This window comes from Pontimicrobium sp. IMCC45349, from assembly GCF_047219225.1.
GTDB lineage: Bacteria > Bacteroidota > Bacteroidia > Flavobacteriales > Flavobacteriaceae > IMCC45349.
The window spans coordinates 1,808,022-1,831,641 of sequence record NZ_CP178208.1 but is presented as its reverse complement, the minus strand read 5'-3'; the positions used below and the strand labels follow the sequence as shown (position 1 = coordinate 1,831,641).

Annotated in this window: 21 protein-coding genes; 13 read left to right on the top strand and 8 right to left on the bottom strand. The window is 32.2% G+C overall.

All coding sequences use genetic code 11. From position 1 onward, the window contains the following. Window positions 1-21 precede the first annotated feature (21 nt). Both ACLII3_RS08495 and ACLII3_RS08490 read left to right on the top strand, forming a co-directional pair. Window positions 22-801 (top strand): hypothetical protein, encoded by a 780-nt coding sequence (locus ACLII3_RS08495; RefSeq protein ID WP_412983804.1) that lies wholly within the window; start codon window positions 22-24, stop codon window positions 799-801. Window positions 802-805: 4 nt separating this feature from the next. Next, complete coding sequence (locus ACLII3_RS08490) at window positions 806-1,420, top strand: deoxynucleoside kinase (protein ID WP_412983803.1); 615 nt, start codon at window positions 806-808, stop codon at window positions 1,418-1,420. On the opposite strand, the gene ACLII3_RS08485 is transcribed toward ACLII3_RS08490, so the two are convergent. The 3 genes from ACLII3_RS08485 to ACLII3_RS08475 all read right to left on the bottom strand — a co-directional run bounded on the left by ACLII3_RS08485 (window position 1,412) and on the right by ACLII3_RS08475 (window position 5,116). Next, complete coding sequence (locus tag ACLII3_RS08485) at window positions 1,412-1,915, bottom strand: hypothetical protein (RefSeq protein WP_412983802.1); 504 nt, start codon at window positions 1,913-1,915, stop codon at window positions 1,412-1,414. The genes ACLII3_RS08490 and ACLII3_RS08485 overlap by 9 nt on opposite strands. A gap of 122 nt (window positions 1,916-2,037) precedes the next feature. Then, complete coding sequence (locus tag ACLII3_RS08480; protein WP_412983801.1) at window positions 2,038-4,473, bottom strand: sodium-translocating pyrophosphatase; 2,436 nt, start codon at window positions 4,471-4,473, stop codon at window positions 2,038-2,040. Window positions 4,474-4,588: 115 nt separating this feature from the next. Beyond that, window positions 4,589-5,116, bottom strand: coding sequence for an inorganic diphosphatase (locus tag ACLII3_RS08475; RefSeq protein ID WP_412983800.1), 528 nt, complete (start codon window positions 5,114-5,116; stop codon window positions 4,589-4,591). Between the two features lie 118 nt (window positions 5,117-5,234). Here ACLII3_RS08475 and ACLII3_RS08470 point away from each other — a divergent pair, with 118 nt between their 5' ends. Then, complete coding sequence (locus ACLII3_RS08470; RefSeq protein WP_412983799.1) at window positions 5,235-6,374, top strand: tetratricopeptide repeat protein; 1,140 nt, start codon at window positions 5,235-5,237, stop codon at window positions 6,372-6,374. 1 nt (window position 6,375) lies between these two features. On the opposite strand, the gene ACLII3_RS08465 is transcribed toward ACLII3_RS08470, so the two are convergent. Continuing rightward, window positions 6,376-8,880: a DUF5686 family protein gene (locus tag ACLII3_RS08465; protein ID WP_412983798.1), complete on the bottom strand. Its 2,505-nt coding sequence runs from the start codon at window positions 8,878-8,880 to the stop codon at window positions 6,376-6,378. Between the two features lie 68 nt (window positions 8,881-8,948). After that, window positions 8,949-9,926, bottom strand: coding sequence for a pyruvate dehydrogenase complex E1 component subunit beta (locus tag ACLII3_RS08460; protein ID WP_412983797.1), 978 nt, complete (start codon window positions 9,924-9,926; stop codon window positions 8,949-8,951). Between the two features lie 156 nt (window positions 9,927-10,082). Between ACLII3_RS08460 and ACLII3_RS08455 the strand changes: the two genes are divergently transcribed. The 10 genes from ACLII3_RS08455 (at window position 10,083) to lspA (ending at window position 20,113) form a co-directional block, all read left to right on the top strand. After that, the gene (locus ACLII3_RS08455) at window positions 10,083-10,829 is read left to right on the top strand and encodes an electron transfer flavoprotein subunit beta/FixA family protein (RefSeq protein WP_412983796.1); all 747 of its coding nucleotides are present in this window, start codon (window positions 10,083-10,085) and stop codon (window positions 10,827-10,829) included. A gap of 21 nt (window positions 10,830-10,850) precedes the next feature. Next, complete coding sequence (locus ACLII3_RS08450) at window positions 10,851-11,807, top strand: electron transfer flavoprotein subunit alpha/FixB family protein (RefSeq protein ID WP_412983795.1); 957 nt, start codon at window positions 10,851-10,853, stop codon at window positions 11,805-11,807. 111 nt (window positions 11,808-11,918) lie between these two features. Then, window positions 11,919-12,533, top strand: a complete 615-nt coding sequence (locus tag ACLII3_RS08445; protein ID WP_412983794.1) for a bifunctional nuclease domain-containing protein — start codon at window positions 11,919-11,921, stop codon at window positions 12,531-12,533. Window positions 12,534-12,543: 10 nt separating this feature from the next. After that, window positions 12,544-13,938: a NupC/NupG family nucleoside CNT transporter gene (locus ACLII3_RS08440; RefSeq protein WP_412983793.1), complete on the top strand. Its 1,395-nt coding sequence runs from the start codon at window positions 12,544-12,546 to the stop codon at window positions 13,936-13,938. A 91-nt stretch (window positions 13,939-14,029) separates the two neighbouring features. Continuing rightward, the gene (locus ACLII3_RS08435; RefSeq protein WP_412983792.1) at window positions 14,030-14,854 is read left to right on the top strand and encodes a thymidylate synthase; all 825 of its coding nucleotides are present in this window, start codon (window positions 14,030-14,032) and stop codon (window positions 14,852-14,854) included. 10 nt (window positions 14,855-14,864) lie between these two features. Then, window positions 14,865-15,800, top strand: coding sequence for a dihydrofolate reductase (locus ACLII3_RS08430; RefSeq protein ID WP_412983791.1), 936 nt, complete (start codon window positions 14,865-14,867; stop codon window positions 15,798-15,800). A gap of 116 nt (window positions 15,801-15,916) precedes the next feature. Beyond that, window positions 15,917-17,068 (top strand): acyloxyacyl hydrolase, encoded by a 1,152-nt coding sequence (locus ACLII3_RS08425; protein WP_412983790.1) that lies wholly within the window; start codon window positions 15,917-15,919, stop codon window positions 17,066-17,068. A 26-nt stretch (window positions 17,069-17,094) separates the two neighbouring features. After that, window positions 17,095-18,651, top strand: a complete 1,557-nt coding sequence (locus ACLII3_RS08420) for an NAD(P)/FAD-dependent oxidoreductase (protein WP_412983789.1) — start codon at window positions 17,095-17,097, stop codon at window positions 18,649-18,651. Window positions 18,652-18,706: 55 nt separating this feature from the next. Further along, window positions 18,707-19,600, top strand: a complete 894-nt coding sequence (fabD, locus tag ACLII3_RS08415; protein WP_412983788.1) for an ACP S-malonyltransferase — start codon at window positions 18,707-18,709, stop codon at window positions 19,598-19,600. Continuing rightward, entirely contained in the window at window positions 19,601-20,113 is a 513-nt protein-coding gene (gene lspA / locus ACLII3_RS08410; protein WP_412983787.1) for a signal peptidase II, read from the top strand. A 32-nt stretch (window positions 20,114-20,145) separates the two neighbouring features. Here the strand turns inward: lspA and ACLII3_RS08405 are convergent, their stop codons facing one another. Genes ACLII3_RS08405 through ACLII3_RS08395 form a run of 3 tightly spaced genes read right to left on the bottom strand, consistent with a single transcriptional unit; the run spans window position 20,146 to window position 23,605 of the window. Continuing rightward, the gene (locus ACLII3_RS08405) at window positions 20,146-21,423 is read right to left on the bottom strand and encodes an amidohydrolase family protein (protein WP_412983786.1); all 1,278 of its coding nucleotides are present in this window, start codon (window positions 21,421-21,423) and stop codon (window positions 20,146-20,148) included. Between the two features lie 30 nt (window positions 21,424-21,453). Next, on the bottom strand, window positions 21,454-22,479 hold the full coding sequence (gene galE, locus ACLII3_RS08400; RefSeq protein WP_412983785.1) for a UDP-glucose 4-epimerase GalE: 1,026 nt from the start codon (window positions 22,477-22,479) through the stop codon (window positions 21,454-21,456). Beyond that, window positions 22,472-23,605, bottom strand: coding sequence for a DegT/DnrJ/EryC1/StrS family aminotransferase (locus ACLII3_RS08395; RefSeq protein ID WP_412983784.1), 1,134 nt, complete (start codon window positions 23,603-23,605; stop codon window positions 22,472-22,474). Before ACLII3_RS08395 ends, galE begins: the two co-directional genes overlap by 8 nt. Between the last annotated feature and the right edge of the window lie 15 nt (window positions 23,606-23,620).

The following is a 23,620-nucleotide window of genomic DNA, read 5'->3' as shown; positions in this document are numbered from 1 at the left end:
TTTTGTATTTTTCAATTCTATATGAATGCGATAAAATACGTCTTTTTACTCTTAACCTTTTTTACTTATTCTCAAGAAGATATTTCTGTACGCCTTATTGAGAAAACAAAACTAGAAGCAGATAAGCTAGTTCATATTGACAACTTTGATTCTAAGTACTTTATTAAAAATAATGTGCTTTATCTAAATAAAAGTAATGATATATTTGAGTATAATAATTTTCAGCTAGGTGACATTACATCTGTAAGTGCTTATAATCCTTTAAAGATAAATCTCTTTTATAAAGATTTTAATACTGTAATAATTCTTGATAATAGACTAGCCGAAATCTCAAAACAAGATTTCAATACTACTAATTCGTATAAATATGTTACTCATGTCACTTCAGGAAATGATAATACTATATGGATTTTTAATCAAAACTTAATGCAACTTGAATTATACGATTACATTAATAAAAAATCTAGAGTTACTACTTTACCTATTTCAGAAAAAGTACTAGATATCACTAGTAATTATAATTTTTGCTGGCTCTTAACTACAGACAACATATATACATATAACTATTTTGGGAGCAACACATCTAAAATAGAAAACGATGGTTATAAAAAAATAAAAGAGCTAAAAGGAGATCTCTATTTACAGAAAGAAAATTCGTTATATGTTAAAAGAAAAAACACAGACCAAATACAAGAAATTGAACTACCACAATTGTTAATAAAACAGTTTTTTGTAACCAATGAAACCTTGTATATTTACGATGGTGAAACACTTCATCAGTACCAACTTTTAAACAATTGATATTATGCATGTTGCTATTGCAGGAAACATAGGTGCAGGAAAAACTACCCTTACAAAATTACTCGCTAAACACTATAATTGGGAAGCACAACTAGAAGATGTTGTGGATAACCCTTACTTAGATGATTTTTACAATCAAATGGAGCGTTGGAGTTTTAACTTGCAAGTGTATTTCTTAAATAGTCGTTTTAGGCAAGTTTTACAAATTAGACAAAGTGGAAAAGAGATTATTCAAGATAGAACTATCTATGAAGATGCTCATATTTTCGCTCCTAACTTACATGCAATGGGTTTAATGACAAATCGCGATTTTGAAAACTACTCATCGCTTTTTGAACTTATGGAATCTTTAGTAAAAGGTCCAGACTTATTAATTTACTTAAGAAGCTCTATTCCTAATTTAGTTAAGCAAATTCACAAACGTGGACGTGATTACGAAAACTCAATTAGTATTGATTATTTAAGTAGATTGAATGAGCGTTATGAAGCTTGGATTCATGGTTACAATAAAGGAAACCTTTTAATTATTGACGTTGACGATTTAGACTTTGTAGATAACCCTGAAGATTTAGGAAGTATTATAAATAGAATTGACGCCGAAATTAACGGCCTATTTTAAGCCCTTTAATCCTTTTATTATATTAGTTTTTAGCAATTCTAATTGATCCATCATTTTATCGTGATGTGATTCGGCAACTTGTATATTTTCTTTTATAATTTTTAAACCTCCTGGGTTATTATTTTCTAGGTGAATAGCGAATTGTTCTTCAAGATTTCCTTTTTTAACATCTAATGTATATACATCAAGAATCATAGTCTCAAAATCTGAAATATAATCATCTAACCACTTCTTTTTAATTGGAATTAATTCTTTAATTTCTTTTAGAGTTCTTAGAAAGTTATTATTTGCATTTGTATGCGAACAACCTAAATTATATTTCCTTGAAGCACACAAATTAGCTCTTCTATACACTGCATTTTCTCCATCATACATTTTTTGAGCTTGTCCTACATCATCAAACAGCACTTTTTCATGTATCATTTTACAATGTAATACACGAAATTTAGCTAACAGCTCGATCTTATTATTTATAGCTTCTAGAGTAGTAATCATATCTCTAAAACTACTAATAAGTAATATAACTAAAACACGTAATTACACCTGATTTCATAAAACAAAAAAACCACGCTATTTAGCGTGGTTTTTATATACTAGTTAAGGACTAGAACGTGAATTTACCTTGTCACTTCTTTTTCTACTTCCTTAATAACCTTCTTTACTTTTTTAGCACCTTTTTCAACATTCACCTCAACATCTTCCATTTTTTCTAAAAGTGCATCAACTTCTTCTTGAGTTCCTTCAAAAACATCTTCTTTTATAGCTTCAACACCATTTTCTGTAGTTGTAGTTATAACAGTTGCTTTTACAGTACCATCATCGTTTTTACTCATATCAACAGACACTTCTTTTTTGATAACCATTTCATGAGTCTCAACATTATTCAATGCAGAATCATGAGAAGTATGACCTCCTAAGATTGGAGCAATCACAAGACCAACTAAACAAGTTAACTTAATCAAGATGTTCATTGATGGTCCAGAAGTATCTTTAAAAGGATCACCAACAGTATCTCCAGTTACAGCTGCTTTATGCGCATCAGAACCTTTATAAGTCATTTCTCCATTAATCTCTACACCTGCTTCAAACGATTTTTTAGCGTTATCCCAAGCACCTCCTGCATTGTTTTGGAAAATTGCCCACATTACACCAGATACACAAACTCCAGCCATATATCCTCCTAATGGTTCAGCTCCAAATAATAATCCAATAATAACAGGCGTAATGATAGTAATTAAACCTGGTAAGATCATTTCTCTTAACGCCGCTTTTGTAGAAATATCCACACACTTAGCATACTCAGGAGTTCCTGTTCCTTCCATAATTCCAGGAATTTCTTTAAACTGACGACGTACTTCATGTACCATTTCCATAGCAGCTTTACCTACAGATTGCATTGCTAAAGCTGAGAATATTACAGGAATCATTCCTCCAACAAATAACATCGCTAATACATCTGCTTTAAAGATGTTAATACCATTAATTTTAGTAAAAGTTACGTATGCAGCAAATAATGCTAAGGCTGTTAAAGCCGCAGATGCAATTGCAAATCCTTTACCTACAGCAGCAGTTGTATTTCCAACTGAATCTAAAATATCTGTACGCTCACGAACGTGAGGCTCTAATTCACTCATCTCAGCCACTCCACCAGCATTATCCGCAATTGGTCCAAAAGCATCAATAGCTAACTGCATTGCAGTAGTAGCCATCATCGCAGAGGCAGCTAATGCTACTCCATAAAATCCGGCTAAAGCATACGATCCAAAAATTGCAGCTGCGAATAAAATAACTGATAAGAAAGTAGATTTCATACCAACAGCTAAACCAGCAATAATGTTAGTTGCTGCTCCAGTACTTGAATTTTGTACAATTTCTAAAACTGGTTTTTTACCTAAAGATGTATAGAATGCAGTTACCATAGAAATTAAAGCTCCTACCGCTAAACCGATTAGCGTTGCATAAAACACATGTCTTGACGGAATATCTTTAACACCTTCTCCAAAGAAATTCATTTGCATAGTTTCTGGTAACATCATGTCAATTAAGAACCATCCTGCAACAGCAGTAATGATAATTGCAACCCAGTTACCTAAATCCAAAGCTTTTTGAACTTGAGCTTCTTTTGCTTCGTTGTTAGAAATTTTAACTAAGAATGTTCCAATAATTGATGCTAAAATTCCAACACCAGCAATTACCAATGGTAATAAAATTGGGCCCATCCCATTAAAAGTTTCCAAAACTACACCAGAATCTGCCATATCCTTGATAATATAATTACCAAGTACCATAGCTGCTAGTACAGTTGCTACATACGACCCAAATAAATCGGCTCCCATTCCTGCAACATCACCTACATTATCTCCTACGTTATCAGCAATTGTAGCTGGGTTACGAGGATCATCTTCAGGAATACCTGCTTCTACTTTACCTACAAGGTCAGCTCCAACATCAGCTGCTTTAGTATAAATACCTCCACCTACACGAGCAAATAAGGCGATAGACTCAGCACCTAATGAAAAACCTGCAAGTGTTTCTAAAACCATAGTCATATTATCATAGAAACTTGCATCTTGTCCCATGAATTGACCTAAGAAAATCCAGAAAAACAAACTTAATCCTAGAACAGCTAAACCTGCTACACCTAATCCCATTACTGTTCCACCACCAAAAGATACTTTTAAAGCTTGAGGTAAACTTGTTTTTGCAGCTTCAGCAGTACGTGCATTAGCCTCTGTAGCAATACGCATACCTATATTTCCTGCAAATGCAGAAAAAATAGCTCCAAAAATAAATGCTGGTACAATCATCCAGCTAGTAGTATCTACCATTGTAGAAATAATATAAAGCGCAATAGAGGCTATTACAGCGAAAATTGCTAACAATCTATACTCTGCATTTAGAAACGCTAACGCTCCTTCTTTAATGCTCTTAGAAATAGATTGCATTCGTTCATTTCCTACAGGTTGCTTTTTTACCCAAGCCATTTTTATCATCATAAAAACTAGACCAAGGACAGCCAAAGCAATTGGCACAAAAATCATATTTGCTTCCATATATATTTGGTTTTTTTTTGATTAGCTGCGCTAATGTAACAAAAACAACCAAGATTAAAAAACCCTCTTAGATGTAATCTAAAAGGGTTTTAATTTTATTTATATGTATTGGAAATTAAATAGTGAAATCTCCTTTTGTTTTATGTTCGCTAGTTTCGTAACGATCTACACATTTATTCAAGATTTCGTAAGCTTCAGAAGCAGTTCCCCAACCACCAACATCTACTTTCTTCTTTTCTAAATCTTTATACACTTGAAAGAAATGTGTAATCTCTTCAATTCTATGTGGATTTAAGTCTGATAAATCATTTACTTTATTCCAAATTGGGTCAGAAACTGGTACACAAACTAACTTTTCATCTGGACCTTTTTCATCAGCCATATGGAATACCCCAATTGGTTTTACTTCCATAACACACATTGGAAATGTTGGCTCAGAACCTAACACTAAAACATCAAGTGGATCTCCATCTAATGCTAAAGTTTCAGGAATAAAACCGTAATCTCCAGGATACATCATTGAAGAGAATAACATACGGTCAAACCTAATCTTTTTTAATTCAAAATCGTATTCATATTTATTACGACTTCCTTTAGGAATTTCGATTAATACATCGAAGCTTATTTTATCTTTTGGACTCATAGTTTCTTTTTAAGGGCTGCAAAGATACATAACACTTTAAGTTTAGGCAATAAAAGTCATTTTAATTTACAGTTAAATTATATTAAATTAGCAATACTGCTATTTTAAACTCTTAAAAATGAAAAAATTACTTGTCTTTACGTTTTTATGCCTCTCTACATTATCATTCTCTCAAAAGCAAAAATATACAATAGCTAAAGTTGAAGCTTCTCAAAATAACCTTGAAGCTGCGTTAGAAAATATTGAAATAGCTATTAAAGACCCAAAAGTAAATTCCAAACATGACGCTTGGGCTTTAAAAGGTGAATTATACTTCAAAATTCTCAATTCTGAAGAAGAAAAATATAATCGTTTTGACAAAAACAGATGTAAAACCAGCTACATTTCTTATAAGAAAGCTATAGAACTATATGATGGAAAAAGTTCTAGAAAATTAGATGACTATAAGGGGAAAATTAGTTTAATTAATAACATGGCTTTTAATAAAGGAATAAACCTCTATAATGAAAAAAAATATCAAGATGCTGCTGAATATCTTGAACTTGCCTATGAAGTTTCAACCTATTTAAAAAAAGAAACTTCGTTGGAACTTCAAAACTTAGGGTTGGTTTATGAAAATTTAAAAAACTATAGTAAAGCAGAGTTTTATTATAAAACAGCAATTAACAAAGGTTATGATAATGAAAACACCTGCTATTTTTTATTATACACTTTAATGGCTCAAAATAAAAATGAAGAATATGTTACTCAGCTAAATAAATGTAGAGCAAAAGACCCTAATAATTTAAATCTTTTGTTTAGCGACATTAATCTAAACCTTAATTTAGGTAATAATGAAAAATCTTTAGCACTTATAAATCAAGCGCTAGAAACCGAATCAACTAATGTTATACTAAAGTTCACTAAGGCAACAATTCTTGAAAAATTGGGTAACAAAAAAGAAGCAGAAAATGCATATTTAGAAGTAATAGCACTTAAACCTGATTACTTTGATGCTTTATATAATCTAGGTGCTTTTTACTTTAATGACTTTGCAGATTTATCGGCAAAAATGAACGAAGAAATTAACGAAGTGGCTTACACAGATTATAAAACTAAAGCTAATAAACTAATGGAAAAAGCATTAATCTACCTTGAAAAAGCTAGAAATATTAAACCTAATGACAAAGGTGTTTTAATAGCTTTACAAGAAATCTACGTAAGAACAGGTGATATGGAAAAATTTAAAGAAGTAAAAGACGCTTTGAGCAAACAATAAGCTAAAAATGGAACCCAAATGTTCCTGTTACTCCAAACTTTCTAGCATCTGGATTGTCTAGATAATTACCTCTAAAATTAAAGTCTAACCTAAATACTTTAAATATATTACCTATTCCAAAACCGTATTCGTAATACATTTCATCTTTTGGAGCTATTAAAGGAATGCTATTAGGATTACTTGTCGTATTTAAATCAATATTAGCTTGAGATAAGTCCCCCCAAACTCCTCTAACACTAATTATTTCTCTTAAATTCAATTTTCTTAACCAAGGTATTCTAGAAAATAAACGTCCATTAAAATTATGTTCTAAATGAATTGATGCATAAGTATCTGTTACAAACTCATAAAAGTCTAATTGAGAAAAGGTATTATAGATTGAAAAATAAGATTGATTTCCAGGAACAACACTTAACAATCCTAATGGTACTTCTCCATAAGTTTTACCTACTTCAATAGATGAAAACAAACGCCCAAAACCTCCAATTTGCCATGGTTGACCATAAGAAAATTGCACCTTAGTGTAATTAAAATCACTATTAAACATACTCTTATCTCCTCGACTTACTTGCGCAAATAAACGCGCAAAATCATCATTAGCTTCACGACGTTCTACACCAAAACCTGTCATTTTACGCTTAGGGAAATAAAATAATGAAAGTGAAGATTCAAATTGTTTAATTTCTGATGAAATCCCTGTAGGAGCATCTAAATCAACATAATCCAAACTAAATGTTGGTGATGCAGATTCTAAAGTTCTATAATTAGCACCAAGTCTAACTATAAAATTCCTTAAGGGTTCCATTTCTACTGCTAAACTTGTTAAGTTTATTGATGTTAGTTTATCGTTAGCTCCTGTACCTACAACTGAAGATGATGCTAAGCTTCTACCCAGTACATCTGTAGAAGTAGTTAAACTTGCACCTATTTGTTCGACATCTCTTCTGTTACCTCCAGAAATAATGAGTCGATTTTTTTTATCTAGTAACCATTTACCAGAAATACCATATTTAAACTTGTCATCTTTAAATCCATAAGCTAAAAACCCTTCCAAACGCCACAAATCATTTCTTCCAAAATAGGTTCTTCCTCCAGTTCTTAAACGCAGCCCTTCTACTTCATTAAAGCCAAAAGTTGAAAATATTGGACCATAGTCCAAAGGCAATTTATTAAACTCAATATAACCAGAAGACAAAATACTACCTAAATTATATAAACGCTTAAACTTTTTTACTGTTTTTAAAGTGTCTAACATTTTATAAACACCTTTTTCATCTTTATTTAAGGCTTCTAATCGATTATTATTCCAAAACTCATCATCACGATTATAAACATCTTGATCATAATAATAAACCTCTTCATCGTAAAACTTTTTCTCTTTTTGAATATCAAATTTATAGTTATCAAACAAAGTAGTTCTTTTACCATATACACCTCTAGATTTTTCCTTTTTACTAAAGGCAAAATCAGACATCATATAATCACGTTTAACTAAAAACAGCGAATCATTTAACACTTCAAACTCTTGCTCAATATAAATCTCTTTCACCCAATTTATATTAGCACTTTTGGTTGCTTGAAGGTTTATTTCTTTGATTGCATAGGTTGTATCTGCTACCCAAAAATCTCCTTTAAAGGTTAATTCATTTTTACGACGTGGATAGTAAATAATATTATAACACCATTTATTATCAACAAAAGCACTATCTGAAAGTACATAGTTATAGGTACTAATTCCTGTTTTTGACAATGGACTCACAAAGCTTTTGTCAAAAAATTTAAGATAGTTATCGTATACATTATAATCTGAATACAAATCATCAACAAAGTCGATTATAACTTGATTATCACTAAAGCCAGAGTTCTTATTTCCTTTTAAAACCTCTTTTTCTTTATCAATGATATTATCTCCATAAACAGTAGAAGCAGCCTCATTAATAAACATAGGAAGGTATGTTTTACCTGTAACACTTGAAGTATCTACTTCATTAAACACAAACTCCATTCCTCTAAACAATTTACTCTTTATTAAAGCACTGTCTATTGTGTTTATATCAAACTCTACTTTTTCATACTTGTCGTACTCGTATTGTTTAAATTGTTTTAGCCCATTTTTGCGTTTATGCTCCCAAATTTTCCTAAGAATATCTATCGCAGGATTATTCTTCTTAGGTTGTTTTCCGGTTATCAAAACTACCTCATCTAATGCAGCAGCTTCTTCTTTAAGGGTAAACTTTAAATTATAATTTACTTTTTTATCTAGTTTTATTTCTAAGGTTTCATAACCTATAAAAGACACAATTAAAGTATCCCATGTTTCACTTGATTCCAGATAGAACTTCCCATTTTCATTAGTAATTGTTCCTTCTGATGAATTCTTAAAAATAACATTTGCAAACGACACTGGCTCATTGTTTTCATCAAACACATGACCACTTACTTTAGTTTGTGCATTCACCAACACAAAACTTAATAAAAACAGTATACTTAAAAATTTAATTTTCATATTCAAAAAAAAACTTCATCAACAATCGTGCTAATGAAGTTTATATAACGTAAAATCTTCGTTTTATTTTATTTATACATCACTTTTTTTACAGCCTTAACAACATCATTACTGTTAGGCAACCATTCTTCTAATAAAACTGGAGAATATGGTGCAGGTGTATCAGCAGTATTAATCTTAACTATAGGTGCATCTAAGTAATCAAACGCTTGTTCTTGTACTTGATATGTAATTTCAGTAGACACATTTCCAAAAGGCCATGCTTCTTCTAATATTACAAGTCTATTTGTTTTCTTTACAGATTCTAAAATAGTATTAATATCTAATGGTCTAACTGTACGTAAGTCAATAATCTCACAAGAAACACCTTCTTTTTCTAAAGCATCAGCAGCCTTATATGCTTCTTTTATAATCTTTCCAAAAGATACTATAGTAACATCGTTACCTTGTCTTTTAATTTCAGCAACTCCAATTGGTAAAACATATTCACCTTCTGGAACTTCTCCTTTATCTCCATACATTTGCTCACTCTCCATAAAAATAACAGGATCATCATCACGAATTGCAGCTTTTAATAGTCCTTTTGCATCATAAGGGTTTGAAGGTACTATTACTTTTAAACCTGGACAGTTAGCATACCAGCTTTCAAAAGCTTGTGAGTGTGTTGCTGCTAATTGTCCAGCAGAAGCTGTTGGACCTCTAAAAACAATTGGACACTTAAATTGTCCTCCAGACATTTGTCTGATTTTAGCAGCATTATTTATAATTTGATCAATTCCAACTAAAGAGAAATTAAATGTCATGAACTCAACAATTGGTCTATTTCCTGTCATCGTAGATCCTACTGCTATTCCAGCAAAACCTAACTCAGCAATTGGTGTATCTATAACACGTTTTGGACCAAATTCATCTAACATTCCTTTTGAAGCTTTATAAGCTCCATTATACTCAGCAACTTCTTCTCCCATCAAGTAGATACTCTCATCTCTACGCATCTCTTCACTCATGGCTTCACAAACCGCTTCTCTAAACTGAATTGTTTTCATTTACCTTGTTTTATAAGAACAGCAAAAATAATAATTCTAAGCAAATTATGTATATTTGTGTTCTATAAAATTTATTATGCGCGCATAGGAAATATAATTAATTTTAATTACTTTCGTAGCCACATAAATTTATACTTAAAAAAATCGATTTATATTATGAAAATATTGGTGTGTATCAGTCACGTACCTGACACTACTTCTAAAATTAATTTCACAGAAGGAGACACGAAATTTGACACTAATGGTGTACAGTTTGTTATCAATCCAAATGACGAATTTGGTTTAACTAGAGCCATGTGGTTTAAAGAAAAGCAAGGAGCATCTGTAGATGTTGTTAATGTTGGTGGTCCTGAAACAGAACCTACTCTAAGAAAAGCTTTAGCAATTGGTGCAGATAGCGCTATAAGAGTTAATACTGAAGCTACTGATGGTTTTGTAGTTGCTAAACAATTAGCAAAAGTAGTACAAGATGGTGGTTACGATTTAGTAATTGCAGGAAGAGAATCTATAGATTATAATGGAGGAATGGTTCCTGGAATGTTATCTGGATTAATTGATGCAAACTTTGTAAACAATTGTATTAATCTTGAAGTTGAAGGTACAAACGTTACTGCAACAAGAGAAATTGATGGAGGAAAAGAAACTGTTACTACAGCTTTACCTCTAGTTATTGGTGGTCAAAAAGGACTTGTTGAAGAAAGTGATTTACGTATTCCAAACATGAGAGGTATCATGATGGCACGTAAAAAACCTTTAACAGTTGTAGAAGGTGTTGATGCTGCAAACGAAACTGCTTCGGTTAAGTTTGAAAAACCAGCTCCAAAAGGTGCTGTAAAATTAGTTTCACCAGATAATTTAGATGAATTAGTAAGCTTACTTCACAACGAAGCTAAAGTAATTTAATCACTTTCAAAACAAGAACACATGTCAGTTTTAGTATATACAGAATCAGAACAAGGAAAATTTAAAAAAGCTGCTTTAGAAGTGGCTTCATACGCCAAAGCTGTTGCAAACCAAATAGGAACAACAGTAACTGCTGTAACATTTAATGCAAGTGATGCTTCAGAATTAGGCAACTATGGTGTAGACAAAGTATTAAACATTGCAAATAGCGATAGTTTTAACGCTAAAATATATGCAGATGCTATCAAGCAAGCTGCTCAAAAAGAAGATGCAAAAGTTGTTATTGTAAGCTCTAGTGCTGATAGCAAATATTTAGCACCTTTATTAGCTGTTGGTTTAGACGCAGGTTACGCATCTAACGTAGTAGAAGCACCAGTAAGTGTTGCTCCATTTAGTGTTAAGCGTACGGCATTTACTAACAAAGCATTTAATATTACAGAAATTAATACAGATGTAAAAGTTGTAGGTGTTTCAAGTAATGCATTTGGTTTAGTAGAAAACCAAGCAAGTGCTACTATGGAAGATTTCAACCCAAGTTTAACTTCATCAAACGTAACAGTACAGTCTGTAGATAAAGCTACAGATAAAGTTTCTATTGCAGATGCAGAGATCGTTGTTTCTGGTGGTCGTGGCCTTAAAGGACCAGAAAACTGGGGAATGGTTGAAGAACTTGCAGATGTTTTAGGTGCAGCTACAGCTTGTTCTAAACCTGTTTCAGATTTAGGGTGGAGACCTCATAGTGAGCACGTTGGACAAACAGGAAAACCTGTTGCTTCAAACCTATATATCGCAATAGGAATTTCGGGAGCAATTCAGCATTTAGCTGGAATTAATGCTTCAAAAGTAAAAGTAGTTGTTAATACAGATCCTGAAGCACCTTTCTTTAAAGCTGCTGATTATGGAGTTGTTGGTGACGCTTTTGAAGTAGTTCCTCAACTAATAGAAAAATTAAAAGAATTTAAGGCGCAAAACGCATAATTTTTTTAACTTGTAATTATAAAAGGACTGTTTAAATTGTATTATATCTAAAACTACATTAAGTAGTTTGGTAAAGTCCTAATTTAAACAGTTCTTTGTGTTTTAAATATTATGAGTTTAGTACGTCTTAACATAAAAGGAATTTCATATAGCCAAACACAAAATGGTGCTTATGCACTTATTTTAAGCGAAGTAGATGGCGACCGCAAATTACCTATTGTTATTGGAGCTTTTGAAGCACAATCTATTGCTATTGCATTAGAAAAAGAAATTAAACCTCCAAGACCACTTACCCACGACCTTTTTAAAAATTTTTCAGATAGATTTGATATTGTTGTTAAACAAGTTATTATACACAAATTAGTTGATGGTGTATTTTACTCTAGCTTAATTTGTGAACGTGATAATATCGAAGAAATAATTGACGCAAGAACTAGTGATGCCATTGCGTTAGCACTTAGGTTTCATGCACCTATTTTCACTTACAAAAACATATTAGACAAAGCTGGAATTTACCTAAAAGTAAATCCTGAAAAAGAAGAAGACCAAGTAGAAGACAACATTCTTTTAGATGAAGTTGTTGCTGAAGAAATCGAAAACCAATCTTCTGAAGGAAATTATTTAGGAAAAACGCTAGAAGAGCTCCACGCTTTATTAGCGCAAGCTGTTGCAGACGAAGATTACGAAGCAGCAGCAAAAATAAGAGACGAGATCTCTAAACGATAAACTTTTCATTATGAAAAAAATATTATTGGCTGTCATAGCTATTTTTTTTGGAATTACCTCAACGTTTGCTCAAGAAGCTACATCTTCTATAATTCCAAGTCAAGGTATATCTTTTGAAAGTATTTGGAGAGGTGTATTAGGAATGATTAGCCTTGTTGCCTTAGCCTATTTATTTAGTAGCAACAAAAAAGCTATTAACTGGAAAACTGTTGGTATTGGTTTATCATTTCAGTTAATAATTGCTATTGGAGTTTTAAAAGTACCCTTTATTCAAAAAATATTTGAATGGATAGGCGGAAGATTTGTTCTAGTTTTAGATTACACTAGAGCAGGAAGTAAGTTTTTATTTGAAGGTTTAGTTGTTGACATGGACACCTTTGGATTTATTTTCGCATTTCAAGTACTACCTACTATTATTTTCTTTTCGGCATTAACTTCTTTACTTTTTTACTTAGGTATTATTCAAAAACTTGTAAAAGCTTTTGGATGGTTACTATCAAAATTATTGAAAATATCAGGAGCCGAAAGCTTAAGTGTGGCTGGAAATATCTTTTTAGGTCAAACCGAAGCACCTTTACTTATTAAAGCTTATTTAGAAAAAATGAATAAGTCTGAAATGCTTCTGGTAATGATTGGTGGTATGGCAACTGTTGCTGGAGCAGTTTTAGCAGCTTATATTGGCTTTTTAGGAGGTGATGATCCTGCTTTAAGATTACAATATGCAAAACATTTATTAGCAGCTTCTGTTATGGCAGCTCCTGGTGCAATTGTAATTTCAAAGATATTATATCCTCAAACTGAAAGCATAAATACTGACGTAAAAGTATCAACTGATAAAATTGGTTCTAATATATTAGACGCTATTGCCAATGGAACAACAGAAGGTTTACGTTTAGCTGTAAACGTTGGTGCTATGTTATTAGTATTCGTAGCTTTTATAGCCATGGCTAATGGCATTTTAAGTTGGATTGGAGATGTAACAACATTAAACGATTGGGTAGCTTCTAATACAGTTTACAAAGAGTTTTCTTTAGAATTTATTCTTGGATATGCTTTTGCACCATTAATGTGGTTAATTGGAGTTGCAGGTGAAGATATGGCATTAATGGGACAACTTTTAGGTATTAAACTAGCTGCAAGTGAATTCATTGGATATATTCAATTAGCCGAGTTAAAAGATGTAGCAAATGCAACACATTTAACCTACAACAAATCTATTATTATGGCAACATATATGCTATGTGGATTTGCAAATTTTGCTTCTATTGGTATTCAAATTGGAGGAATTGGTTCTTTAGCTCCAGGACAACGTAAAACATTATCGGAGTTTGGAATGAAAGCTCTTATTGGAGGTACCATCGCTTCATTAATGTCTGCTACAATTGCAGGAATGATTATTGGATAAATAGTTAATAACTTTTTAAATAATATAAAGCTTCAAACGCATACGTTTGGAGCTTTTTTTTACTTTTAAATCCTGAGAAACAGATGATTTTATGAAACAATATTTAGACCTGGTTAAACACGTTTTAGAAAACGGAAACGAAAAAGGAGACAGAACTGGAACAGGAACAAAAAGTGTTTTTGGACACCAAATGCGTTTTGATTTAAGTGAAGGTTTCCCAATGGTTACCACAAAAAAACTACACTTAAAATCTATAATATATGAATTACTATGGTTTCTAAAAGGCGACACAAATATTAACTATCTAACAGAGAATGGTGTTAGAATTTGGAATGAGTGGGCCGATGAAAATGGTGACTTAGGACCTGTTTATGGTCACCAATGGCGTAACTGGAATAGCGATGAAATAGATCAAATAAAAGAGGTTGTTGAAACTTTAAAAAACAATCCAAACAGTAGACGTATGTTAGTTTCTGCTTGGAATCCTTCAGTCCTTCCAGATACTTCTACATCATTCAGTGAAAATGTTGCCAATGGTAAAGCCGCTTTACCTCCTTGTCATGCTTTTTTCCAGTTTTATGTAGCTGATGGCAAATTATCTTGTCAACTATATCAACGTAGTGCAGATATCTTTTTAGGCGTACCTTTTAATATCGCTTCGTATGCATTATTTACTATGATGATGGCTCAAGTTTGTGGTTATGAAGCAGGAGAATTTATCCACACTTTTGGAGATGCTCACATATACAACAATCATATGGAGCAACTAGAACTACAATTATCTAGAGAACCAAGACCACTACCTAAAATGATTTTAAACCCAGAAGTGAAAGATATTTTCGATTTTAAATTTGAAGATTTTACTCTTGTAAATTACAATCCTCACCCACATATTAAAGGTGTCGTAGCTGTTTAAAAATAACCCTATGTTTGGCAATAAAAAACAAAAACCTCAGATAGATAAAGAGCAATTAGAATTAATTGAAAATGCGCAAAAACGTATTAAACAAAAAAAGCGTTTATATATTCATTTTGTTATTTTTCTAATAGGTGCTTTATTTTTAATTATTGCTAATACTTTTTTAGGCATTGGTGAAGATGTAAAGCTTTATGGTAAAGAGTGGTTTGTTTATGCTATTCTTATTTGGTTATTCTTTTTTCTTTATCATACTTTTAATGTTTTTATTACTCAAAAATTTATGGGAAAAGATTGGGAGAAAAACCAGTTAGAAAAATTAGTAGCCAAACAAAATGAACGTATAGAAATACTTAAACAAGGCTTTATAAAAGAAGAAAAAATAATTGCTCAAACTCAAGTTTATAACGAGACAAAAAACAAACCTGCATCTAACTCTAACCCAACAAAAAAACAAGAATTAACCATAATTGTTGCTGCAGCAGAAAATGATGCTATTGGTAAAGATAACCAACTTATTTGGCATTTAAGTGATGATTTAAAGCGCTTTAAAAAGTTAACATCTGGTCACCACATTATTATGGGACGCAAAACTTTTGAAAGTTTCCCAAAACCTTTACCAAACAGAACACATATTGTTATTACAAGACAACCAGATTACCAAGCTCCAGAAGGTGTTATAATAGTAAATTCATTAGCTAACGCTATTAATGCTGCAAAAACTGATTCGCAACCATTTATTATTGGAGGTGGAGAAATCTACAAGCAAGCAATGTTATTTGCTAATAAAATTGAACTAACCAGAGTCCATCATGAATTTGAAGGCGACACATTTTTCCCTAAAGTTGATGAAACCATCTGGAAAGAAATAAATAATGTTTCCAGAGATAAAGACGAAAATCATGACTATGCGTTTTCATTTATAACTTATGTAAAAAGGCAATAAAATTGAAAAAAATAGTTCTTGTTTCTTTATACATTTTGCTATGCAACTTTTTACTAGGACAATCTAACTCACAAAATCAACTTTATTTCACAACCGAATTTCTCATTGGAAAAACTATGGAAGCAAATACAGGCTTCCCAAAATCTAATTTACAAACCTCTTTATTTGTTAGCTTAAGTAAAGATAATAACTCATCAGAAACGCAATGGTCTCGCATTTTAGGATATCCTAAAACTGGTGTTACGCTTGGAATTACAGATTTTGGAAACACAAAAGAAATTGGCAAAGCCTACTCAATATTACCATTTATTGAATTTGATTTATTTAAAAAGAAATCTAACAAATGGCACTTATTAACTGGGTTGGGAGGTTCTTACATTGATACTCAATACCACATAACCAATAATCCAAATAACCATGCTATTAGCACAAAATTAAATTGGGCATTTAAGTCGTTTATCTATTACGATGCTTTTAGTAAAAAACAAACAAACTGGAGAGTAGGTTTAGGCTATTTACACAATTCTAATGGACATAGTAGACTACCTAATCAAGGGCTAAATTCTTTTTTACTGAGTCTTTCTTCTCAATTTAATTTAAGAAAGGAAAGCACTATTCAAAAACCAACAAAAGAAGAAATCAAATTTAATCGCACAACACAAAATTACGTCTCATTTAGAAGTGGTATTGGTGTAAATGTATTATCACAAGTTTTTAATGACAAAAAAGAAGTCTATTCTGTGGCTATCTCTACTGGAAAAATAATAAATAACACATTTAAGTTTGGAGGTGGTGTATATTATAGGTTTTATGAAAAATACTATGATTACATAAAAAATGATGGTGAATTAATGTTAGAGCAAGAACCTCATTATAAAGACAATCCATTTTTATACGCATCAAATTTTGGGGTCTTTGGTACAGCAGAACTTTTATTAAATCATGTAGGGATTGAATTTGATTTAGGCTTTAACATCTTTAAACCATCATATAGATTCGATTGGCAACTATCACAAGGCTATGTTTACACATCAATGGCTACTGGCGAACCTCAACCAGCAGTTGTATTAGAAGAGTTGAACACCTACTATGAAATAAAGCGAAGTATTTCTAGCAGATTAGGAATCAAATATTACATACTCAACACAAGCAAAGCGCCAAAACACAACTTTTTTATTGGCGCTCATATAAATGCCAATTTAGGACAAGCTGATTTTTCGGAATTAAGCTTAGGATATGTTTATCAATTTAGCAGAAAAAAGCATTAATGAGTTTATTTCCTTAATTTCGCTTTATGGTAAAAGAAATTCAGTTACGCGTTACACTTAAAGAGGAAAAAGAACAAGATATTCTTGTTAAAAAAGCTTCAAAATTTTTGAGTGTTTCATCACAAGAAATTTCAGGTATTAAAGTGCTTCGAAAATCTATCGATGCAAGAAAAAGTTTAATTATTTTAAACTATAAAGTAGCTGTTTATATAAACGAGCCTGTTCCTGAAACTTCAGATTATAAATTTGATTATAAAGATGTTTCTAAAGCAAAACCAATTCATATAATAGGATTTGGACCTGCTGGAATGTATGCTGCGCTTCGTTGTATTGAATTGGGTTATAAACCTATTGTTCTAGAACGTGGTAAAAATGTTCAAGATAGGCGTCGTGACTTACGTGCTATAAACCAAGACCATTTTGTAAACGAAGACTCAAATTACTGCTTTGGCGAAGGAGGTGCAGGAACTTACTCCGACGGAAAACTATACACGCGCAGTTTAAAACGTGGTGATGTACGTCGTATTTTTGAAAACTTAGTATTTCATGGTGCAACCGAGCAAATACTAATAGATGCCCATCCACATATTGGGACTAACAAACTCCCAAAAGTGGTAAAAAACATTCGTGAAACCATTTTAAAATATGGTGGCGAAGTACATTTTGATAGTCGTGTTACTGATTTTACAATCGTAAATCAAACCATTAAAAGTATTCAATTACTTAATGGTGATAAGATGCCTGTTGAAAAAGTTATTTTAGCAACTGGACATTCTGCTCGTGATATTTATTACTTACTAAACAATAAGAATATTGCATTAAAAGCTAAGTCGTTTGCAATGGGAGTTCGTGTAGAGCATCCACAACATATTATTGACTCTATTCAATATCATTGTGAAGGTAAACGAGATGAATTACTTCCTGCTGCATCGTATAGTCTAGTGCAACAGGTAAATAATCGTGGAGTATATTCTTTTTGTATGTGTCCTGGTGGTTTTATTGTACCAGCAGCTACTGCCAATGGCGAGGTAGTTGTTAATGGTATGTCTCCATCTAAACGAAATAATGAATTTGCCAATTCGGGCATTGTAGTCGAAATAAATGTAGATAAAGATTTACCAAAATATGAACAATATGGTATTTTAAAAGGTTTAGAATATCAAAAGAATTTTGAACGTTTAGCTTTTACAGCTGGTGGTAGAACTCAAACAGCTCCTGCTCAAAGACTCACCGATTTTGTAGAAGGTAATTTTTCTAACTCCTTAAATAATACATCTTATCAACCAGGATTAAAATCGGCACCTTTACACTCTTTATTCCCAAAACTAATTGGTAGCAGATTACGAAAAGGATTTGCTGCTTTTGGACAAAAAATGAAAGGTTTTTATACTGAAGAAGCCAATGTAATTGGTGTTGAATCTAGGACATCTTCTCCTGTAAATATCCCAAGAAAAGAAAGCTTAGAACATCCAGAAATTACTAATCTTTATCCTTGTGGCGAAGGTGGCGGTTATGCTGGAGGTATTATTTCTGCAGCTATGGATGGTGAACGTTGTGCTGAAGCTGCAACTGTTGGTTTATAAACCTATATCAATTAACATATTATTCCTATTTTTGCAGCAATTAAAACTAAATTAAATGAACGCATATATTTTTCCAGGTCAAGGAGCTCAATTTTCAGGAATGGGATTAGACCTTTATGAAAACTCTCCTTTAGCACAAGAACTTTTTGAAAAAGCTAATGATATATTAGGATTTTCTATTACAGACATCATGTTTGAAGGTTCTGCTGAAGACTTAAAACAAACCAAAGTAACACAACCTGCAATCTTTTTACATTCGGTAATTCTTGCAAAAACACTAGGCGATGATTTCAAACCTGATATGGTTGCTGGACATTCTCTTGGTGAGCTTTCAGCTTTAGTTGTTAGTGGTGCTTTAAGTTTTGAAGACGGATTAAAATTGGTATCTCAACGTGCTCAAGCAATGCAAAAAGCTTGTGAGTTACAACCAAGTACAATGGCTGCTGTTTTAGGTTTAGAAGATGATGTAGTAGAAAAAATATGCGGTAGTACTGATGGTGTTGTAGTTGCAGCCAACTATAATTGTCCAGGACAACTAGTGATTTCTGGTGAAGTAGATGCTATTAATACTGCTTGTGAAACTTTAAAAGCTGAAGGTGCACGTCGTGCTTTAGTATTACCAGTTGGTGGTGCTTTCCATTCTCCTTTAATGGAACCAGCAAGAGAAGAATTAGCAGCTGCAATTGAGGCTACAAATTTCAATAAACCAAGTTGCCCAATTTATCAAAATGTAACAGCTAGTGCTATAACTGATGAAAACGAAATTAAAGCTAATTTAATTTCACAATTAACTGCTCCTGTACGTTGGACACAATCTGTACAACAAATGATTGCTGATGGTGCAACTCACTTTACTGAGGTTGGTCCAGGAAAAGTTTTACAAGGGTTAGTTAGAAAAATTAATAGAGAAGCGCAAACAGCTTCAGCAACTTTTCAAACGGAAGCATAAATGAAACTTTCAAAACGCAGTATTTTTATAATAGTTTTAATTATTATAAATTTTGTAATAGATCAAGTTTCTAAAAAATGGGTTGAAGCTAATGTAGATATGGGAGATAATTCCTCAATTATTGGAGACATCTTCACTTTACATCATGTAAAAAATACTGGCGCCTTTCTAGGTATGGGAAGTGAATTAAATGATACATTAAGACTTATCCTTTTACTTATATTACCAATAGTAGTTTTAGGCGCTGTGTTACGTCATATTTTTAAAGACAAAAACATGGATCAAATGTCTTTAATTGCCTTTTGTTGTATTATTGGTGGCGGATTTGCTAATGTGTATGATAGAATTCTATATGGAAAAGTAACTGACTTTTTACATTTAGACTTTGGCGGCGTATTTAGAACTGGTATTTTTAACCTTGCAGACGTTTCTGTATCTGCTGGTATGATAATGCTACTCGTTGCTGGAGTCAAACAATATTTAAAAGAGAAAAAACAAAAAAGCCTTGATTAATCAAGGCTTTTTTGTTTTAAAATATAACTGATTTATTTTTTATAAACCTTTCCGTTTTTCATTACAAAAACAACATTCTCCATTGTATTAATATCTTCAATTGGATTATCTTCTACAGCAACAATATCTGCTAAATAACCTACTTTAATTTGCCCTAACTCATCCTGTAGCCCTAAAACAAGTGCATTAGTAATTGTTGCAGATTGTATTGCTTCCATTTCTGGCATACCAACTTCAACCATATAACCAAACTCTTTACCATTTAATCCATGTGGAAATACACCTGCATCAGTTCCAAAAGCAATCTTCACACCTCTTTTATAAGCGTTTTTAAAAGTATTCTGAATTTTTGGTCCAATTTCTAATGCTTTAGGAACAATTATTTCAGGATAAAAACCATTAATTTTTGCATTATCAGCAACTGCTTTTCCAGCAGTAATTGTTGGCACATAGTAAGTACCATATTGCTTCATTAAATCCATAGTCTCTTCGCTCATTAAAGTTCCATGTTCTATTGTTGTAACACCTCCAATAATAGCACGTTTCATTCCTTCATCTCCATGTGCATGTGCTGCGATAATCATTCCGTAATCTTTTGCTGTATCACATATAGCCTTAATCTCCTCTAGAGTAAATTGTGGGTTTTGCCCGTTTTTAGCAACACTTAACACACCTCCTGTGGCAGTAATCTTTATATTATCTGCTCCATTTTTATAACGTTGTCTAACTGCTTTTTTAGCATCATCAACGCTATTAATTACACCTTCATTAGGCCCTGGATCTCCCATTAGGTCATGCCTCATTCCATTTGTTGGGTCTGCATGTCCTCCTGTTGTTCCAATAGCTTTTCCCGCTGTATAAATTCTTGGACCTATTATTTTATCTTGATTTATGGCATTTCTTAATGAAATATTTACACCAGAACCTCCTAAATCTCTTACTGTAGTAAATCCAGCCATTAAAGTAGTATTAGCAAAATTTACAGAGTTAAATGCTACATCTGCTTTACTAGCAGTGAACCTATCCATATACTTTTTTGGATTATACTCACTTTCAATATGCACATGCATATCAATAAGACCAGGCATTACCGTTTTAGATTTTAAATCTATAACTATATCATCTACATTTTCAGAATTGATATAACCATCATGTATTGCAGTTATTTTATTTCCTGTTATTACAATTGTTTTTTCACTAAGAACTTTACCTTCTTTGGTGTCAATAATTTTTCCACAATGCAAATAGGTACTCTGTGCAGAAACACTAATAGCAAAAAGTGCTGCAATTAAAAATGCAATTTTTTTCATGTTTGGTTTGTTAGTAGTTACACTACTAATTTAGGAATTTTTTCTGATGTTTTGTTCCCAATTCCATGCTGTACGCATTGCATCGTCCAAGGAAAGTTCTGATTTCCAACCTAAAACCTCATTTGCCCTTTTAGTATCTGCATAGGCAGCTATAACATCACCTTCTCTACGATTAGCAATTTTATAGTTTAATTTAGTTCCAGACACACGTTCAAAAGATTGAATAACTTCTAGTACAGAACTACCAGTTCCTGTACCTAAATTAAAGGTTTCGTAATTAGATTCATTCTTAGCTCCTAACAATCTTTCTAAAGCTACCACATGCGCTTTTGCCAAATCTACCACATGAATATAATCTCTTACACAAGTGCCATCGGTTGTAGGATAATCATCTCCAAATACAGATAATTGCTCTCTAAGTCCAATTGCTGTTTGTGTAATAAATGGCACTAAATTTTGTGGTACTCCAAGGGGTAATTCCCCAATTTTTGCACTTTTGTGCGCTCCAATAGGATTAAAATAACGTAAGGCTATTGCGTTAAAATCTGAGTTTACTTTACAAACATCGGTAATAATTTCTTCACCTATTTGTTTGGTATTACCATAAGGAGATTCTGCTTTTTTAACAGGAGCGCTTTCAGTAATTGGTAAAGTATCTGCTTGTCCATATACTGTACAAGAAGAGCTAAATATAAAGTTTGAATCTTCAAGTTGACTCACCTCTTGTAACATGTATACTAATGTTGTAAGATTGTTTTCATAATACATTAAAGGCTCGTTAACGCTTTCACCTACAGCTTTACTTGCAGCAAAATGAACAACTCCTTTTATGTCTTTATGGTTTTGAAAGAATGTTTGAACACCTAGTTTATCTTTTAAGTCTAATTTCTCAAAAATAGGTTGTATTCCAGTAATAGAAACTATTCTATCTAATATATCTAATGATGAATTTGATAAATCATCAATTATCACAACTTCAAATCCTTTGTTTTGAAGTTCTACAACTGTATGAGAACCAATAAAACCAAGTCCTCCTGTTACAAGTATTTTAGCCATTTACAAACTCTATTACTTTAGTAGTTATGAATTCTATTTGCTCATCATCTAACTCAGTATGCATTGGTAAAGAAATTACTTCTTTTACTAATTGATTAGTGACAGTAAAATCTGCTTCATTATACCTTTCATCTTTATATGCCTTCTGGTTATGTAAAGGTATTGGATAATATACTCCACATGGAATTCCATTGTCATTTAAAAACTTAGCTAAAGCATCTCTATCAGTATTCCTTACTTTAAGTGTATATTGATGGAATACATGGTTATCATCTCCTCCATTTCTAAAAGGAGTTACAATGTTTTCAATTCCCTCAAAAGCTTTATCATATTTACTAGCAGCTAATTTTCTAGCATTATTATAAGCATCTAGTCTAGGTAATTTTGCGCCTAAAACAGCTGCTTGAATAGAATCCAATCTAGAATTAACTCCAACTACATCATGATGATAACGTACATACATACCATGATTTACGATACCACGAATAGTATGTGCTAAATCGTCATCATTTGTAAAAATCGCTCCTCCATCTCCATAACAACCTAAGTTTTTAGATGGAAAAAATGAAGTTGAAGCAACGTGTCCAATAGCTCCCGCTTTTGTTTTCTTTCCATCAGCTGAAGTATATGTTGCTCCAATCGCTTGTGCGTTATCTTCTATCACAAATAAGTTATGCTCATTTGCTATTTCCATAATAGCATCCATATTGGCACATTGACCAAATAAATGTACAGGAACAATTGCTTTAGTATTAGGTGTAATCGCTTTTTTAATAGCTTCTACATCTATATTAAAAGTATCTGGCTCTACATCAACTAACACTGGAGTTAGTCCTAACAATGCTATTACCTCAACTGTAGCAGCAAATGTAAAATCTGCAGTTATCACTTCATCTCCTGGTTTTAACCCTAATCCCATCATTGCTATTTGTAATGCATCAGTACCATTTGCACATGGAATTACATGCTTTACTCCTAAATATTCTTCAAGATTTTTTTGAAATTCATGCACTCTAGGTCCATTAATAAAAGCTGTTGATTCAATAACTTCAATAACCGACTCATTAACAGTCTCTTTTATGATTTCATATTGACCTTTAAGGTCAACCATTTGTATTTTTCTCATGTCAAATATGGAATT

What these genes read in the sequence shown, in the direction of transcription:
- ACLII3_RS08465 (WP_412983798.1), bottom strand. Translation starts at nt 8,880, where the DNA reads ATGAAAATTAAATTTTTAAGTATACTGTTTTTATTAAGTTTTGTGTTG.
- ACLII3_RS08475 (WP_412983800.1), bottom strand. Translation starts at nt 5,116, where the DNA reads ATGAGTCCAAAAGATAAAATAAGCTTCGATGTATTAATCGAAATTCCT.
- ACLII3_RS08420 (WP_412983789.1), top strand. Translation starts at nt 17,095, where the DNA reads ATGGTAAAAGAAATTCAGTTACGCGTTACACTTAAAGAGGAAAAAGAA.
- ACLII3_RS08490 (WP_412983803.1), top strand. Translation starts at nt 806, where the DNA reads ATGCATGTTGCTATTGCAGGAAACATAGGTGCAGGAAAAACTACCCTT.
- ACLII3_RS08445 (WP_412983794.1), top strand. Translation starts at nt 11,919, where the DNA reads ATGAGTTTAGTACGTCTTAACATAAAAGGAATTTCATATAGCCAAACA.
- ACLII3_RS08480 (WP_412983801.1), bottom strand. Translation starts at nt 4,473, where the DNA reads ATGGAAGCAAATATGATTTTTGTGCCAATTGCTTTGGCTGTCCTTGGT.
- ACLII3_RS08395 (WP_412983784.1), bottom strand. Translation starts at nt 23,605, where the DNA reads ATGAGAAAAATACAAATGGTTGACCTTAAAGGTCAATATGAAATCATA.
- ACLII3_RS08470 (WP_412983799.1), top strand. Translation starts at nt 5,235, where the DNA reads ATGAAAAAATTACTTGTCTTTACGTTTTTATGCCTCTCTACATTATCA.
- ACLII3_RS08425 (WP_412983790.1), top strand. Translation starts at nt 15,917, where the DNA reads ATGGAAGCAAATACAGGCTTCCCAAAATCTAATTTACAAACCTCTTTA.
- ACLII3_RS08405 (WP_412983786.1), bottom strand. Translation starts at nt 21,423, where the DNA reads ATGAAAAAAATTGCATTTTTAATTGCAGCACTTTTTGCTATTAGTGTT.
- ACLII3_RS08460 (WP_412983797.1), bottom strand. Translation starts at nt 9,926, where the DNA reads ATGAAAACAATTCAGTTTAGAGAAGCGGTTTGTGAAGCCATGAGTGAA.
- ACLII3_RS08485 (WP_412983802.1), bottom strand. Translation starts at nt 1,915, where the DNA reads ATGATTACTACTCTAGAAGCTATAAATAATAAGATCGAGCTGTTAGCT.
- ACLII3_RS08495 (WP_412983804.1), top strand. Translation starts at nt 22, where the DNA reads ATGAATGCGATAAAATACGTCTTTTTACTCTTAACCTTTTTTACTTAT.
- ACLII3_RS08455 (WP_412983796.1), top strand. Translation starts at nt 10,083, where the DNA reads ATGAAAATATTGGTGTGTATCAGTCACGTACCTGACACTACTTCTAAA.
- ACLII3_RS08430 (WP_412983791.1), top strand. Translation starts at nt 14,865, where the DNA reads ATGTTTGGCAATAAAAAACAAAAACCTCAGATAGATAAAGAGCAATTA.
- ACLII3_RS08450 (WP_412983795.1), top strand. Translation starts at nt 10,851, where the DNA reads ATGTCAGTTTTAGTATATACAGAATCAGAACAAGGAAAATTTAAAAAA.
- ACLII3_RS08440 (WP_412983793.1), top strand. Translation starts at nt 12,544, where the DNA reads ATGAAAAAAATATTATTGGCTGTCATAGCTATTTTTTTTGGAATTACC.
- lspA (WP_412983787.1), top strand. Translation starts at nt 19,601, where the DNA reads ATGAAACTTTCAAAACGCAGTATTTTTATAATAGTTTTAATTATTATA.
- fabD (WP_412983788.1), top strand. Translation starts at nt 18,707, where the DNA reads ATGAACGCATATATTTTTCCAGGTCAAGGAGCTCAATTTTCAGGAATG.
- galE (WP_412983785.1), bottom strand. Translation starts at nt 22,479, where the DNA reads ATGGCTAAAATACTTGTAACAGGAGGACTTGGTTTTATTGGTTCTCAT.
- ACLII3_RS08435 (WP_412983792.1), top strand. Translation starts at nt 14,030, where the DNA reads ATGAAACAATATTTAGACCTGGTTAAACACGTTTTAGAAAACGGAAAC.